We start from the raw sequence: 15397 nt of genomic DNA on the forward strand, positions 1-15397 counted from the left end.
GCTGGTCCTCCGGGCTGGGCGGGTTGCTGGTATTACTGCGCGGCGGCGAGCTTGGCGGCGGAGTCGGCGTCGACACACGCCTGGATCACCGCGTCGAGCTCCCCGTCGAGCACCTGGTCCAAGTTGTACGCCTTGAAGCCGACCCGGTGGTCCGAGATCCGGTTTTCCGGGAAGTTGTACGTCCGGATCTTCTCGGACCGGTCGACGGTGCGCACCTGGCTGCGGCGGGCGTCGGCGGCGTTCTTCTCGGCTTCCTCCTGGGCGGCGGCGAGCAGCCTGGAGCGCAGGATACGCAGGGCCTGCTCCTTGTTCTGGAGCTGGCTCTTCTCGTTCTGGCAGGAGGCGACGATGCCGGTCGGCAGGTGGGTGATGCGGACGGCGGAGTCGGTGGTGTTGACGGACTGGCCGCCGGGGCCGGAGGACCGGTAGACGTCGATGCGCAGGTCGTTGGCGTGGATCTCGACGTCGATCTCCTCGGCCTCGGGCGTCACGAGGACACCGGCGGCGGAGGTGTGGATGCGGCCCTGCGACTCGGTGGCGGGCACGCGCTGGACGCGGTGCACCCCGCCCTCGTACTTCAGCCGGGCCCACACGCCCTGGCCGGGCTCGGTGGCGCCGTTGCCGCCCTTGGTCTTCACGGCGACCTGGACGTCCTTGTAGCCGCCGAGCTCGGACTCGGTGGCGTCGATGATCTCGGTCTTCCAGCCGACGCGCTCGGCGTACCGCAGGTACATGCGCAGCAGGTCGCCGGCGAACAGGGCGGACTCGTCGCCGCCCGCGCCCGCCTTGATCTCCAGGATGACGTCCTTGTCGTCGCTGGGGTCGCGGGGGACGAGCAGCAGCCGCAGCTTGTCGGTCAGCTCCTCGCGCCGCTTCTCCAGCTCCTTGACCTCGGCGGCGAAGTCGGGGTCGTCGGCGGCGAACTCGCGGGCCGTCTCGATGTCCTCGCCGGTCTGCTTCCAGGAGCGGTACGTGGCGACGATCGGGGTCAGCTCGGCGTAGCGCTTGTTGAGCTTGCGCGCGTTGGCCTGATCGGCGTGGACCGAAGGGTCGGCAAGCTTCGTCTCGAGATCGGCGTGCTCGCCGATCAGTTCCTCGACCGCCTCGAACATCGGGGGCTCCTGGTTTCGCGAAAAAAGGGCTGCTGTGGAAGACGGCAAAGCGCCGGTCCCGGCCGCCCCGACACGCGGGGGGCCGGAGACCGGCGCAGTGGCTCGCTACTTGGCGGAGCCGGCAGCCTTCTTGCCGAAGCGGGCCTCGAAGCGGGCCACACGGCCACCGGTGTCGAGGATCTTCTGCTTGCCCGTGTAGAACGGGTGGCACTCGGAGCAGACCTCGGCACGGATGGTGCCGCCCTGGATCGTGCTACGGGTGGTGAACGACGCGCCACAGGTGCAGCTGACCTGCGTCTCGACGTACTCGGGGTGGATGTCGCGCTTCAAGGTGTCTCCTAGTTTCGGGAGGGCGCCGGGTCGCACGGGCGGGATGCGCGTGCGTGAACCGGGGCCGACGTACCAGTCTGCCAGGACCGGCCGTATCTCCCAAAACCGGGGGGTGGCCGGATCTATTCCGGGCCCGCCCGACTCACTTCACGACGCCCCCGGCCGTGCCGGTCGCGGCGTCCTTGGTGGCGGAGGCGGGGATCGGCCGGTCGGCCTTCAGGGCCGCCCACACCTGCTGCGACTGGGCCTTCAGCGGGACGACGCGGTTGAGGTCGGCGGGGTCGTACCGGACCGGCAGGGTGACCATGTGCACGTCGTCGGCGCCGAGCTGCCCCAGTCCGCGGGCGAAGTCGGCGAGCTCCTTGACGGAGTCCAGCTCGGAGTCGGGGCGGATGGCCTTGGTGGCGGTGTCGGCGAGGTTCCACAGCTTCTTGGGGCTGGTGAAGACGCCGACGCTCTTGGCCTGCTCGATGAAGGCCTTCATGAACGCCTGCTGGAGCTGGATGCGGCCGAGGTCGCTGCCGTCGCCGACGCCCTTGCGGGTGCGGACGAGGCCGAGGGCCTGCTCGCCGGTGAGCGTGTGGGGGCCGGCGGCCAGGTCGAGGTGGCTGCTGGTGTCCTTGATCGGCTTGGTGGTGGTGATCTCCACACCGCCGAGCTCGTCGATGAGCTTCTTGAAGCCGGTGAAGTCGACCTCGATGTAGTGGTCCATGCGGATGCCGGACATCGCCTCGACGGTCTTCACCGCGCAGGCCGGGCCGCCGGCCTCGTACGCCGTGTTGAACATCGCCTTGCGCTGTCCGGGGACGGCCGCGCCGGACCTGTCGGTGCAGTCGGGGCGCTCGATGATCGTGTCACGGGGTACGGACACGACGCTCGCCTTCCTGTGGCCCTCGTACAGGTGCACGATCATCGCGGTGTCGGAGCGGGCGGCGCCCTCGTCCCGGCCGTACGCGCCGTTTGCGCCGGCCCGGGTGTCGGAGCCCAGCACCAGGATGTCCATGGAGCCGTTGTCGACGTCCTGCGGGCGGTCGTCGTCGCGGAGCTGCCCGTTGATGTCGACGCTGTCGATGTTGCCGTTGAGCGTGAAGTACGCGTAACCGAGTCCGCACCCGCCGACCAGAACCAGGCCGGCGGCCGACCACGCGGTGACGGTGAGCGCTCTGCGCCCCTTGCCGCCCGGACGGCGGCGCCGTCCGGTGGCACGTATTCGGCTGGTCTTGCTGCCCTGCTCGGCCATGGTCTCCTCAGTCCTCGCTGGTTCCGCTACCCCCGACCGCGACGATCAGGCACTGTCGGCCTGTCAGACGGGGAGGCGGCCCACAGGGTTGCACGGCCGGCCCAGAACCCCCACGGAACGCGCAGTGCCCACCGCGCGGGTACGCGATGGGCACAGGACCGCTCTGACCTGCGGCGTTGCCGCGAAGCCGGCGGGTTCGCGGGGAGCCGCCCGTGGTGGGCGGCGTGGCGAAGGTCGCAGTACGGCGTCACTTCGCCACCTTGATGTCGAAGGCGCAGCCGACGATCTGTTCGTACTTCTCGCCGTCCTGCTCGTACTGGAAGCGGCAGCCCCGCCCCTCTCCACGGACCGGTCCGGTGATCCGCAGGTGCGCCGCGTAGTAGGCGTCGCTGAACGAGCCGGGCTCCACGACCACCCCGGCCGCGGAATGGTCCTCGAGCCGGCTGAACCGCGTCGTGTGCGGGAGGCCCTCCTTGGCGAGGAGCGGCACCCCGTCCGTGTCGTCCAGATCGAACGCGGGATAGTCCACGACCTCCACACCAGTGGGCACGTCGATCATTTCCACCTTGGTGATGCGCAGCGGCCGGCCGCTCTGGTTGTAGGGCAGCGGCAGGGCGAACCACCACTCCTCCCCCACCCGCGCGTGGTCGTACCCGGCCGTTCCCCGCGCCTGCTCCCCGCCGTGGAGCGCCTCCCCGGCCCTCCGGCCGTCGAAAGCGGGAGAGCCCGACCACCCCGCCAGGAGCCCCGTTATGACCACGACGAGGGCGAGCACGGCCTTGGTACGCACGGAGAACGGCCTTCCGGTAGAGGTCTTGGCGCGACTGTGCCCGCCGTGCGGGTGCACGGCGGGCACAGGGCATGTGCGGGGACGGGGCGGCTCAGCCGAGCAGGTTGTACGCCTGCCAGCCGGTGCCGAAGTCCTTGCGGGCGAGGAAGCCGCCGCGGCCGTTGCCCGGGTACAGCCAGAGCTTGCCGGCCGTGTCGCGGGCGAGGACGTCGGCGACGCCGTCGCTGTTGACGTCACCGGTGGTGACCAGGGCGTTCATCGAGCCGAAGGAGGCGACCAGGACGGGCGCGGCCCACGGCTTGGTGGCGACGCCGGTGCCCTTGTAGAGGTAGGTCTTGCCGTCCGTGCCGCGGGCGAAGATGTCGGCCTTGCCGTCGTTGGTGAAGTCACCGTGACCGCGGATCATCGTGAACTTGGACCAGCCGGTGCCGACGCTGATCGGCGTGCCGAAGGCGCCGGTGCCACGGCCCGGGTAGACACGCATGGTGCCGGCCGAGTCGACCGCGACCATGTCGGGCAGCTCGTCACCGGTGACGTCACCGGGGGCGAGGATCGCCTTGTGCTTGCCCCAGCCCTTGGCGACGAGCTTGTGCTGCCACTCCTCGACGGAGGGCACCCAGTGGGACCAGTAGACGTCGCCGTTGTAGCGGTTGAGCACGTCCGCGAAGTCGTCACGGTCGAGGTCGTTCTGGATGGCCAGCGTGTAGCCGCTCCAGTTGCCCATGTTGTACGTGCGGCTCAGCGAGGTGACCTTCGACGTCCACGCGAACATGGTGGAGTCGGAGGCGCGGCGGGCCAGCAGGTCGGCGCTGTGGTCGCTGTTCCAGTTGGCGTCGTCGACCCGGGCCTGGATCGGCGCCGAGTACGTCGAGGCCTTCGCGTACACGCCGTACTTGCCGGCGGCGGAGCAGTTCTCGTCGCCCCACGACACGATGCCGACGAGCTTGCCGCCGACGACCAGCGGGCCGCCGGAGTCACCGTTGCAGGTGGTCTCGCTGGTGGCGTCGCTGCCGGTGGGCGGAGCGCCCGCGCAGAGCATGTGGCCCTTGATGAAGCCGTCCGGGTAGGCGGCGGCGCAGTTGGTGTCCGACACGATGTCCGCGTCGGCGACCTTCAGGGTCTGCGAGGAGCTGTTGGGCTCCGTGGAGCTGGTGCGGCCCCAGCCGTAGACCTTGCCGTCCAGGCCCGCCTGGTACAGCGCGCCGTCCGTCGGCTGCGCGAGCGGCAGGGTCCGGACGGAGACCGGGGAGGTCAGCGTCAGGACGGCCACGTCGGCGTCGAGGGTGTACGGGCTGTACGACGGGTGGTTCCACTGCCGGTACGCGCCGCGGAGCTGGCCGCCGTGGAAGTCCCACGAGCCGTCGGCGTTCTCGGTGGGGAGCTGGTCGGTGCCGACGATGACCGTGCCGGTCTCGTACCACTTGATGCCCTTGACGCAGTGGGCCGCCGTGACGACCTTCGTCGGGGCGATCACGGCGCCGCCGCAGAAGTAGCCGGCGCCGGTGCTGTCCGCGAAGTGGAGCTGCGCCATCCAGGGCGCGGCGGAGATGGTGGTCTCGGAGCCACCGATGATGCGGGCGCTCGGGGCGCTGCCGCTGTCGGATGCGGCGGCGTCCGGCTGCTTGACCAGGGAGCGCTCGCTCGTGGAGTCGGACTCCATCGCCTTGGCGGCGCGCTTGCGCAGCTCCTGCTGCGACGGCTCGGCGAGCTTCTGCGCGTCCATGCCGATCCGCGGGCCCTCACCGGCCTGGGCCGAGTCCGAGCCGGTGACCGCGATGCCGGCCCCCACCAGGGCGACGACTGCGGCCGCGGCCGGCAGCGCCAGTGTCATACGGCGCCGGTGTCGGCCGCCGCGCGTGCGTATCTGCACTGAGTAAACCCCTTGGGTCGACCCGGCGCAGCGCGACCGCCGCGCCGGAAGAATCCATGACGGTGGCGGGGCATCACTGAGGTACGGGCAGCACGCCGGAAAACCCCCCTGGCCTCGGCTGGTGCTGCGCGGCGGAATCCCCCCACGTCGATGGGAGGATGCTACGCCTGTCAAGTACTGGTTGACCAGCGGCCGGTGAGAATCTCGTAAAAAACGGCGACCGCCCCGTCACCGGAGTGACGGGGCGGTCCCTTATGTCCTGATACGACGTCAGTCGTTGCCGTTGGCCGACGGCGTCGTCTTCTGGATCTGGAGCAGGAACTCGGCGTTCGACTTCGTCTGCTTCATCTTGTCGAGCAGCAGCTCGATCGCCTGCTGCTGGTCGAGCGCGTGCAGCACCCGGCGCAGCTTCCAGACGATGGCGAGCTCCTCGCTGCCGAGCAGGATCTCCTCCTTGCGCGTACCGGACGCGTCGACGTCGACGGCCGGGAAGATGCGCTTGTCGGCGAGCTTCCGGTCGAGCTTGAGCTCCATGTTGCCGGTGCCCTTGAACTCCTCGAAGATCACCTCGTCCATGCGCGAGCCGGTGTCGACCAGCGCGGTGGCCAGGATGGTCAGCGAGCCGCCGTCCTCGATGTTGCGCGCGGCACCGAAGAAGCGCTTCGGCGGGTACAGCGCGGTCGAGTCGACACCACCGGACAGGATGCGGCCGGAGGCGGGGGCCGCGAGGTTGTACGCACGGCCCAGACGGGTGATCGAGTCGAGCAGGACGACCACGTCGTGACCCAGCTCCACGAGGCGCTTGGCGCGCTCGATGGCCAGCTCGGCGACGGTGGTGTGGTCCTCGGCGGGGCGGTCGAAGGTCGAGGAGATGACCTCGCCCTTGACCGACCGCTGCATGTCGGTGACCTCTTCCGGACGCTCGTCGACGAGGACGACCATCAGGTGGCACTCGGGGTTGTTCGTGGTGATCGCGTTGGCGATCGCCTGCATGATCATGGTCTTGCCGGTCTTCGGCGGGGCCACGATCAGGCCTCGCTGGCCCTTGCCGATCGGCGACACGAGGTCGATGATCCGCGTGGTCAGCACACCCGGGTCGGTCTCCAGACGGAGGCGGTCCTGCGGGTAGAGCGGGGTCAGCTTGTTGAACTCGGGGCGGCCGCGGCCGGAGTCGGCGGCCATGCCGTTGGCCGAGTCAAGGCGGACCAGCGCGTTGAACTTCTCGCGGCGCTCGCCCTCCTTCGGCTGGCGCACGGCACCGGTGATGTGGTCACCCTTGCGCAGGCCGTTCTTGCGGACCTGGGCGAGCGAGACGTACACGTCGTTCGGGCCGGGCAGGTAGCCGGAGGTCCGGATGAACGCGTAGTTGTCGAGGATGTCCAGGATGCCCGCGACGGGGATCAGGACGTCGTCCTCGGAGACCTGCGGCTCGCCGGCGCCCGCGAATTCGTCGCGGCCACGACGGCCACGGCGGTCGCGGTAACGGCCGCGGCGCCCGCGACGGCCGCCCGCCTCGTCGTCGTACCCGTCGTCCTGGGGACCGGCCTGGCCGCCCTGCTGGCCGCCCTGGCGCTGCTGGCGCTGGCCGCCCTGCTGGTCGTCGCCCTTGCCGCCGCGGTCCCGCTGGCGGTCGCGCTGACGGTCCCGGCGGTCGCCGCGGCCCTCTCCGCGCTCGCCGCGGTCGCGCTGGCGCTCCCGGCGGCCGCCCTCGGCGGTGTCGACGGCCGCGTCGGCCTTGGCCTCGGGCTGCGCGTCGGTCTTCGTCTCGGTCCGGGCCTCGGTGCGGACGTCTCCGCGCACCTCGGTGCGGACGTCGCCCTCGGGGCTGCCGGCGGGCGCGGTGGCACGGCGGCGGCGGCGCTCGCCGGCGGGCTGGTCGTCACCGGCCGCGGCCTGCTCGGCCGGGGCGGACTGCTTGGGCGAGGGCTGACCGGGGATCTCGATCTGCTGCTGCGCGACGACCTTGTCGGCCTTGTCGGTGGCCTTCTCGGCCTTCGCGGCGGACTTGTCGGCGGTCTCCTCGCCCGTGCGGGCCTTGGACGTGGCGCGGCGCTTCGGCTTCGTCTCGGCGGCTCCGGCCGCGTCGGCGGCCTTCGGCGCGGAGGCGCCGCCTCCGGCCTGCGCCTCCTTGATGACCTCGATCAGTTGGCTCTTGCGCATCCGCGCGGTGCCCCTGATGCCGAGGCCTGACGCGACCTGCTGCAGCTCGGCCAGGACCATGCCCTCGAGGCCGGTGCCGGAGCGGCGGCGCCGTGACGTGGTGCCAGTGGCAGCACCTGCGGCGGGCGCGGCGGTGTCGACACTGTTGTCGGCAGTCACGCCCATCAGATCGGTGGTGTCGCTCACGAAGGGTCCTTCCCTGGAGCGGACGTCGGCCTTCTGGCTCGGCGACCGGTTGTGCTGTCCGACAGCGGTCCTTGATCGGTGGACCGAGTCGGGGCGGTGGTCCCGCCGGGTACGGCGGAGAAGAGAAACGTGCTTGGGTCCGGCCCGAGGCCCCCTGCTCGGCCCGCTCCTGGGAAAAGCGAGGGGTGTCGCGCGCCGGTTCCGGAGCGTGCTCGAAACTGCTCAGGCAGGCTGCTCAGGCAGTGGAGGAGGCTCCCGGAAGAATGGTGGTCCCGGATGGGGACACTCAGCACCGCGCCACAAAGACGTCGGGTGCAGACTTGAGGTTAACACTACCGGCTCCAACAAACATTCCCCCTCTCCAACACCGGCAACCGTGTTCCTACGGGGCGAGCGGCAGAACGCTCGCGCCCGAGACGTCGAGGGCCAGCCTGTTGGCCGCCCAGCCCTCGCCCGCCAGCCGTGCGACCTTCTCGGCGGTGCCGTCCTCGACCAGCGCGAGCACCGTGGGGCCGGCGCCGGAGATGACGGCGGGAACGCCGTCCGCGCGGAGCCGGTTCACCAGAGCGACGCTCTCCGGCATCGCGGGGGCCCGGTACTCCTGGTGGAGCCGGTCCTCGGTGGCGGCCAGCAGCAGCTCGGGGCGCCGGGTCAGGGCCTCCACGAGCAGCGCGGCACGGCCCGCGTTGACGGCGGCGTCCACATGGGGGACGGTGCGCGGCAGCAGGCCGCGCGCGGTCTCGGTGAGGACCGGCTTCCCCGGTACGAAAACCACCGGAACGATGGAACCGGCGGGGTCCATCCTGATCGCCCGGGCGGCGCCGCCCTCGGTCCAGGCCAGCGTGAAGCCGCCCAGCAGGCACGCAGCCACGTTGTCGGGGTGGCCCTCGATCTCGGTGGCGAGCTCCAGCAGTGCCGCGTCGTCGAGGCGGGCGTCGCCGCCTATGGTCACCGCCCGGGCGGCGACGATGCCGGCGCAGATGGCGGCCGACGAGGAGCCGAGGCCGCGGCCGTGCGGGATGCGGTTGGCGCAGACGACCTCGAGGCCGCGCGGCTGTCCGCCGAGCAGGTCGAAGGCCGTGCGCAGGGAGCGTACGAGCAGGTGGCTCTCGTCGCGCGGGAGGGTGTCCGCACCCTCTCCGGCGATGTCGATGTGCAGCCCGGAGTCGGCGACCCGGACGACGACGTCGTCGTACAGCCCCAGCGACAGGCCGAGGGCGTCGAAGCCCGGGCCGAGGTTGGCGCTGGTGGCGGGAACGCGCACCCGGACGGCGGCGGCGCGGAACGCGGGACCGGCCATCGCTCGATGACTCTCCTTGAATCTGACGACGTAGGTTGTCGCGGTTTTCGTGAGGTTTCGGGGGTTTTACGAGAAGTACGAAGACCCATGGGCCGCAGCGGCATCAACGGCAACAGCACCGCGGCATATGCGGCGGGGCGGGTTCGGTACAGCCTATCGAAGGAAGGTTCTGTGGCGACATAGGGCGCACAGGAGGCGCACGATGCGTGTCGCGAGCCTGCCCGTGCTCCTGTGTACGGCGCCGTGCGGGTTGCGGTTTTCGGCCAATCTTCGCCCGTACGCGAGGCGCGCCGGCCGCCCGGTGCGGGACCCGGCGGGTGGCCGGGACCCGACGGGCGGGCCGTGCGGTACGGGGCGCGTGGGCCGGCGCCCATCGGGGGCGTCCGGCCGGGGCACGGCCCGGCCGGCGCACCGGCCCGGAACCGGGCCGGCCGACCAGCCGGCCCGCCGACCGGCCGGCCCGCCGTCAGACCAGGCCCAGCCGCTCCGCGGCGGTGGCCGCGTCGACCGGGACCGTGACCGGCTGCGGCGCTCCGGCGACCGCCCAGTCGGGGTCCTTGAGGCCGTTTCCGGTCACGGTGCACACGATCTTCTGCCCCGGGTCGACCTTGCCCTGCTCGGCGGCCTTCAGCAGACCGGCCACGGACGCGGCGGAGGCGGGCTCCACGAAGACGCCCTCCTGGGAGGCCAACAGCCGGTAGGCGCGCAGGATCTCACGGTCCGTCACCTCGTCGATGAAGCCGCCCGACTCGTCCCGCGCGGCCAGCGCGTGGTTCCAGGAGGCCGGGTTGCCGATCCGGATCGCGGTGGCGATGGTCGACGGGTCCTTGACGACCTCGCCGCGCACGATGGGCGCGGAGCCGGAGGCCTGGAAGCCCCACATGCGGGGCGTGCGGGTGGAGACGCCGTCAGCGGCGTACTCCTTGTAGCCCTTCCAGTACGCCGTGATGTTGCCGGCGTTGCCGACGGGCAGGACGTGGATGTCGGGGGCGTCGCCCAGCATGTCCACGATCTCGAACGCCGCGGTCTTCTGGCCCTCGATACGGACCGGGTTGACCGAATTGACCAGCGCCACCGGGTAGTTGTCGGACAGCGCGCGGGCCAGCGTCAGGCAGTCGTCGAAGTTGCCGTCGACCTGGAGGATCTTCGCCCCGTGGACCAGCGCCTGGCCCATCTTGCCGAGCGCGATCTTGCCCTGAGGCACCAGCACGGCGGACACCATCCCGGCCCGGACGGCGTACGCAGCCGCCGAGGCGGACGTGTTGCCGGTGGAGGCGCAGATGACGGCCTGCGCGCCCTCCTCCTTGGCCCGCGTGATGGCCATGGTCATGCCCCGGTCCTTGAAGGAGCCGGTGGGGTTGGCGCCCTCGACCTTCAGGTGGACCTCGCACCCCGTGCGCTCGGAGAGCACCTGCGCGGGCACGAGCGGCGTGCCACCCTCACGGAGCGTGACGACCGGGGTGGTGTCCGTGACCGGCAGCCGGTCGCGGTACTCCTCGATGATTCCGCGCCACTGGTGAGTCATTGCTGGTTACTCTCCTTCGACCCGCATGATGCTGGCGACACCACGCACGGTGTCGAGCTTGCGCAGCGCCTCGACGGTCCCGGAGAGGGCGGCGTCGGGCGCGCGGTGGGTGACGACGACGAGGTCGGCCTCGCCGTCCTTGCCCTGCTGGCGCACCGTATCGATGGATACGCCGTGCTCGGCGAAGACCGTCGCGACCTGGGCGAGGACACCCGGCTTGTCGGCCACGTCGAGGCTGATGTGGTACCGCGTGACGACGTCGCCCATGGGGCTGACGGGAAGCTGCGTGTACGCGGACTCGCCGGGCCCCGTCGCGTCGTTGAGGCGGTTGCGGCAGACGGCGACGAGGTCGCCGAGGACGGCGGACGCGGTCGGCGAACCGCCGGCACCGGGTCCGTAGAACATGAGCTGTCCGGCCGCGTCGGCCTCGACGAACACGGCGTTGTACGCGCCGCGCACCGAAGCGAGCGGGTGGCTCAGCGGGATCATCGCGGGGTGCACGCGCGCGGTGACGGACCCGCCGTCGGCGGCGCGCTCGCAGATGGCGAGCAGCTTGATGGTGCAGCCCATGCGCTTGGCGGAGGCGAAGTCCGCGGCGGTGACCTCGGTCATGCCCTCGCGGTACACGTCGTCGAGGCGTACGCGCGTGTGGAAGGCGATACCGGCGAGGATCGCGGCCTTGGCGGCGGCGTCGAAGCCCTCGACGTCGGCGGTCGGGTCGGCCTCGGCGTACCCGAGCGCGGTGGCCTCGTCGAGCGCCTCGGAGTAGCCGGCGCCGGAGGTGTCCATCTTGTCGAGGATGAAGTTGGTCGTGCCGTTGACGATGCCGAGCACCCGGTTGACCTTGTCGCCGGCGAGGGACTCGCGCAGCGGGCGGATCAGCGGGATGGCACCGGCGACGGCGGCCTCGTAATAGAGGTCCTGACCGTGCTCCTCGGCGGCGGCGTACAGGCTCTGGCCCTCCTGGGCGAGGAGGGCCTTGTTCGCCGAGACGACGGAGGCGCCGCGCTCGAAAGCGGTGGTGATGAGCGTACGGGCGGGCTCGATGCCGCCGATGACCTCGACGACGACGTCGATGTCCCCGCGTTTGACCAGGGCGGTCGCGTCGGTGGTGATGAGCTCGGCGGGGATGCCCTCACGCACCTTGGAGGGCCGGCGGACGGCGACACCGGCGAGCTCGACGGGAGCGCCGATGCGCGCCGCGAGGTCGTCGGCGTGCGTCGTCATGATGCGCGCCACCTCTGAGCCGACCACTCCACAGCCCAGCAGCGCCACCTTCAGCGGACGCGTACGCATCATCCGACCTCACTTCTCATACTTCTACGGTGTGGACCAGTCTCACTCACCGGACGGAAGTTTCTCCCTTCCGTCCGGATTATGAGACATCTATTTCATCAGCCGACATCGAGACGCAGAAGATCTTCCTCTGTCTCGCGCCGGACGATCACCCGCGCCTCACCGTCGCGGACCGCGACGACGGGCGGGCGAAGTGCGTGGTTGTAGTTGCTGGCCATGGAACGGCAGTACGCGCCGGTCGCCGGCACGGCCACCAGGTCCCCCGGCGCGATGTCCGCCGGCAGGAACGCGTCCTTGACCACGATGTCGCCACTCTCACAGTGCTTGCCGACGACGCGGCTGAGCATCGGCGCGGCGTCGCTGGTCCGCGAGACGAGCGCGACGGAGTACTCGGCGTCGTACAGGGCGGTGCGGATGTTGTCCGACATGCCGCCGTCGACGCTCACGTACGTCCGCAGCCCGGCCAGCGGCTTGACGGTGCCGACCTCGTAGAGCGTGAACGCGGTGGGCCCGACGATGGCGCGGCCGGGCTCGACGGAGATGCGCGGCGTCGCCAGGCCCGCCGCCTCGCACTCGCGGGTGACGATGTCGCGCAGCGCCTTGGCGATCTCCTGCGGCTCGCGGGGGTCGTCGTCGGAGGTGTACGCGATGCCGAGGCCGCCGCCCAGGTCGATCTCGGGCAGCTCCACGCCGTGCTCGTCGCGGACCTGCTTGAGCAGCCCGACCACGCGGTGGGCGGCCACCTCGAAGCCGGAGGTGTCGAAGATCTGCGACCCGATGTGGGAGTGGATGCCGATCAGCTCGAGCCCGTCGAGCTTCAGCGCCCGCCGGACGGCCTCCGCCGCCTCGCCGCCCGCCAGTGCGATGCCGAACTTCTGGTCCTCGTGCGCGGTGGCGATGAACTCGTGCGTGTGCGCCTCGACGCCCACGGTCACCCGGATCTGCACCTTCTGCCGCTTGCCCAGGCCCTGCGCGATGTGCGCGACGCGCACGATCTCCTGGAAGGAGTCGAGCACGATCCGGCCGACGCCCACGCGCACGGCCCGCTCGATCTCCTCGGCGGACTTGTTGTTCCCGTGGAAGGCGATCCGCTCGGCCGGCATCCCGGCGTCGAGCGCGGTCGTCAGCTCGCCGCCGGAACAGACGTCGAGGTTGAGCCCCTCCTCCTTCAGCCACCGCACGACGGCGCGGCTGAGGAAGGCCTTCCCGGCGTAGAAGACGTCGGCGTCCTTGCCGAAGGCGTCGGCCCAGGCGCGGCAGCGGGCCCGGAAGTCGGCCTCGTCGAGGAAGTAGGCGGGGGTGCCGAACTCCTCGGCGAGCCGGGTCACGGCGATCCCGCCGACGGTGACGACACCGTCCTGGTCGCGCTGGACGGTACGGGCCCAGACCTTCTCGTCCAGCTTGTTGAGGTCGGCCGGCGGGGCGGAGTAGTGGCCCTCGGGGAGGACATCGGCGTGACGGGGCCCGGCGGGGTGTGCGGAACGGCTCATTTCACTCTCACAAGTAGTCAGGGGCGCTGATGCCGAGCAGGGCCAGGCCGCCGGCCAGCACCGTCCCGGCGGCTTCGGCGAGGGCGAGCCGGGAACGGTGGGCGGCCGAGGGTTTCTCGTCGCCGAAGGGCAGCACGGTGTGCTGGAACGCCAGGAACGCGTCGGCGGTGGCCTCCAGGTGCCGGGCGACCCGGTCGGGGGCGCGGTGGCGGGCGGCGGCTTCGAGAGCGGCGGGGTGATCGCCGAGAGCGGCCAGGAGGCGTGGTGCGTCGACATCCTCTTCGTACGCGGGCGCGATGTCGAACTGGGCGGCGTTGCGGAGCAGGGCGGCGGCCCGCGCGTGGGCGTACCGCACGGTGAACAGCCCGTTGGCCTCGCTCTGGGTGAGCAGCCCCTCGGGCGCGAGGGGCCGGTCGTGGGCGGCGGGCCGCAGCAGCGCCCACTGGGCGGCGTCGGTGCCGAGGGCGTGGACGTCGTAGGTGACGGGGACGGGGCGGAGGGTGAGGGGCTCGCCCTCGTCGTGGACGACCGCCCCCTGCGCGGCCAGCAGCCCGCGCACGGCGGCGGCCATGACGGTGGCGCGTACGTCACCAGGGTGCCGCAGATGGAAGGAGCGCCCTTCCAGGCAGTCGCCGTGCCCGTACCGCTCGCGCCGGTCGAGGACCTCCCGCACCAGGGCGCCGCTGCCGCGGTCGGCGAGCGTGATGTTGAGGAACCCGGGGCCGGTGATCTCGACGTGCTCGATGCCGTCGGCCTCGGCGATCCTGGGGCGCAGCACCCGGGCGACGCCCAGCGGCTCCATCCCGGCCTCGCGGGCGAGCTGGAGCGCGGCGTTGGTCGCCCAGTCCCCGCACCCGCCGGGCCGGGGCCGCTCCACCTTGACCCGCTCGGGCATCCGGGCCGGTGCCCGCAGCGCGCCCTCACCGACCGCACGGCGCACGGCGTGCAGCACGGTGAGCGAGAGATCTGCGGGGGTCACGGGACAAGCGTATGGGAGGAGGCCCTCCCGGGCGGAACCGGTTTCGCCATGCGGGCAGCGGCGAGCCCGGGCCTGTGGCCGTCCTCCGGTGCCCCTCGGCCGGCCCTCGACCGGGTCAGCCCCAGGCACTCCCGGCCCGCCCGGCACCCCGCCGGCCGTCCAGGGGCGGCGGAGGCTCCCGGTGCCGGAGCTGCCGCACGAGCCGCACCAGCTCGGCGGGCTCGAACGGCTTCGCCAGGAACGCGTCCACCCCGGCGGCGAGCCCGCTCTCCACCTCGTACTGCGTGCACGCGCTGATGATCGCCACGGGCAGGTCCCTGGTCCGCGGGTCCTCCCGCAACCGCTCGGCGGTCCGCAGCCCGTCCAGCCGGGGCATCACCACATCCAGGGTCACCACGTCCGGACAGACCTGGTGCACGACGTCCAGACACTCGGCACCGTCGGCCGCGGTCACGACCTCGAAGCCCTCCAGCTCGAGGTTGACCCTGATCAACTGCCGGATGACCCTGTTGTCGTCCACGACGAGCACCCGGCCGGACACGCCTGACACAACTCGAGAGTAGGTCGCCCCGCTGCCCTGCGTCCGGGTTTTCCCCACTTCCGCCCCACACGGGCGACCCCGCCTGCCCCGCCCCGCGGAAATACCTGTTCACAGGCACCGCCCGGGAGCTGGTAGTGTTCTACCCGTCACCGCCCAACAGGGCGGAACGCCCCCGTAGCTCAGGGGATAGAGCAACGGCCTCCGGAGCCGTGTGCGCAGGTTCGAATCCTGCCGGGGGCACTCGCCACACAGCCAGCAAGGATCACGCGCTGAGCTGGGCGGATGCCGACATGAGAGAGCGGGAGTCAGTCTCACTGACTCCCGCTCTTTCTCGTTGTCTCTCAGCGTTCGCGACACACCTCCGACACACCCATCGCGTGGAGTCGGCCGTACACCCGGCACCCTGATGGTCACCGCCGTGATCTACGTTCACGGAGATAGCGGAACGACGACTTAGCACCGTGCATGCACGCGACGGATGGGTAGCCGTCGCAGGCCAGGAGCAGATACAGCCGCTGGCCCACTTCGCAGAGGACTCGTCGGCGCCGATCGCCAAGAGACCAGGCCATCGCCAACCC

At 71.3% G+C, this 15397-nt stretch carries 12 protein-coding genes and 1 tRNA gene; 1 reads left to right on the top strand and 12 read right to left on the bottom strand.

Annotation, left to right across the window (positions count from 1 at the left end; translation table 11 throughout):
- Positions 1–32 precede the first annotated feature (32 nt).
- The 12 genes from prfA to E2B92_RS28410 all read right to left on the bottom strand — a co-directional run bounded on the left by prfA (position 33) and on the right by E2B92_RS28410 (position 14876).
- Entirely contained in the window at positions 33–1112 is a 1080-nt protein-coding gene (prfA, locus tag E2B92_RS28355) for a peptide chain release factor 1 (protein WP_126883230.1), read from the bottom strand.
- Between the two features lie 105 nt (positions 1113–1217).
- Positions 1218–1442 carry a 50S ribosomal protein L31 gene (gene rpmE, locus E2B92_RS28360; protein ID WP_126883229.1) on the bottom strand — a complete coding sequence of 75 codons (225 nt, stop codon included), beginning with the start codon at positions 1440–1442 and terminating at the stop codon, positions 1218–1220.
- A gap of 142 nt (positions 1443–1584) precedes the next feature.
- The gene (locus E2B92_RS28365) at positions 1585–2682 is read right to left on the bottom strand and encodes an LCP family protein (RefSeq protein ID WP_126883228.1); all 1098 of its coding nucleotides are present in this window, start codon (positions 2680–2682) and stop codon (positions 1585–1587) included.
- 247 nt (positions 2683–2929) lie between these two features.
- Positions 2930–3472, bottom strand: a complete 543-nt coding sequence (locus tag E2B92_RS28370) for a hypothetical protein (protein WP_126883227.1) — start codon at positions 3470–3472, stop codon at positions 2930–2932.
- A 91-nt stretch (positions 3473–3563) separates the two neighbouring features.
- Positions 3564–5303, bottom strand: coding sequence for a trypsin-like serine protease (locus tag E2B92_RS28375; protein ID WP_126883226.1), 1740 nt, complete (start codon positions 5301–5303; stop codon positions 3564–3566).
- A 309-nt stretch (positions 5304–5612) separates the two neighbouring features.
- Entirely contained in the window at positions 5613–7688 is a 2076-nt protein-coding gene (gene rho / locus E2B92_RS28380) for a transcription termination factor Rho (RefSeq protein ID WP_126883225.1), read from the bottom strand.
- A 382-nt stretch (positions 7689–8070) separates the two neighbouring features.
- Positions 8071–8988 carry a homoserine kinase gene (thrB, locus tag E2B92_RS28385; protein WP_126883224.1) on the bottom strand — a complete coding sequence of 306 codons (918 nt, stop codon included), beginning with the start codon at positions 8986–8988 and terminating at the stop codon, positions 8071–8073.
- 466 nt (positions 8989–9454) lie between these two features.
- On the bottom strand, positions 9455–10513 hold the full coding sequence (thrC, locus tag E2B92_RS28390; RefSeq protein ID WP_126883223.1) for a threonine synthase: 1059 nt from the start codon (positions 10511–10513) through the stop codon (positions 9455–9457).
- Between the two features lie 6 nt (positions 10514–10519).
- On the bottom strand, positions 10520–11812 hold the full coding sequence (locus E2B92_RS28395) for a homoserine dehydrogenase (protein WP_185923482.1): 1293 nt from the start codon (positions 11810–11812) through the stop codon (positions 10520–10522).
- A 95-nt stretch (positions 11813–11907) separates the two neighbouring features.
- Entirely contained in the window at positions 11908–13299 is a 1392-nt protein-coding gene (gene lysA / locus E2B92_RS28400; RefSeq protein ID WP_126883222.1) for a diaminopimelate decarboxylase, read from the bottom strand.
- A gap of 7 nt (positions 13300–13306) precedes the next feature.
- Complete coding sequence (gene nrtL / locus E2B92_RS28405; RefSeq protein ID WP_126883221.1) at positions 13307–14278, bottom strand: ArgS-related anticodon-binding protein NrtL; 972 nt, start codon at positions 14276–14278, stop codon at positions 13307–13309.
- A 115-nt stretch (positions 14279–14393) separates the two neighbouring features.
- The gene (locus tag E2B92_RS28410) at positions 14394–14876 is read right to left on the bottom strand and encodes a response regulator (protein ID WP_185923481.1); all 483 of its coding nucleotides are present in this window, start codon (positions 14874–14876) and stop codon (positions 14394–14396) included.
- Between the two features lie 111 nt (positions 14877–14987).
- On the opposite strand from E2B92_RS28410, the gene E2B92_RS28415 reads away from it, so the two are divergent.
- Positions 14988–15059: transfer RNA gene (locus E2B92_RS28415), tRNA-Arg, on the top strand.
- Positions 15060–15397 lie beyond the last annotated feature (338 nt).

Origin of the sequence: Streptomyces sp. WAC05374, assembly GCF_004353505.1 — a bacterium.
Classification (GTDB): Bacteria; Actinomycetota; Actinomycetes; order Streptomycetales; family Streptomycetaceae; genus Streptomyces.

Bases quoted from the DNA above. Each gene is read 5' to 3' on its own strand.
- E2B92_RS28395 (WP_185923482.1), bottom strand. From the start codon at position 11,812: ATGATGCGTACGCGTCCGCTGAAGGTGGCGCTGCTGGGCTGTGGAGTG.
- E2B92_RS28375 (WP_126883226.1), bottom strand. From the start codon at position 5,303: ATGACACTGGCGCTGCCGGCCGCGGCCGCAGTCGTCGCCCTGGTGGGG.
- thrB (WP_126883224.1), bottom strand. From the start codon at position 8,988: ATGGCCGGTCCCGCGTTCCGCGCCGCCGCCGTCCGGGTGCGCGTTCCC.
- prfA (WP_126883230.1), bottom strand. From the start codon at position 1,112: ATGTTCGAGGCGGTCGAGGAACTGATCGGCGAGCACGCCGATCTCGAG.
- E2B92_RS28365 (WP_126883228.1), bottom strand. From the start codon at position 2,682: ATGGCCGAGCAGGGCAGCAAGACCAGCCGAATACGTGCCACCGGACGG.
- thrC (WP_126883223.1), bottom strand. From the start codon at position 10,513: ATGACTCACCAGTGGCGCGGAATCATCGAGGAGTACCGCGACCGGCTG.
- lysA (WP_126883222.1), bottom strand. From the start codon at position 13,299: ATGAGCCGTTCCGCACACCCCGCCGGGCCCCGTCACGCCGATGTCCTC.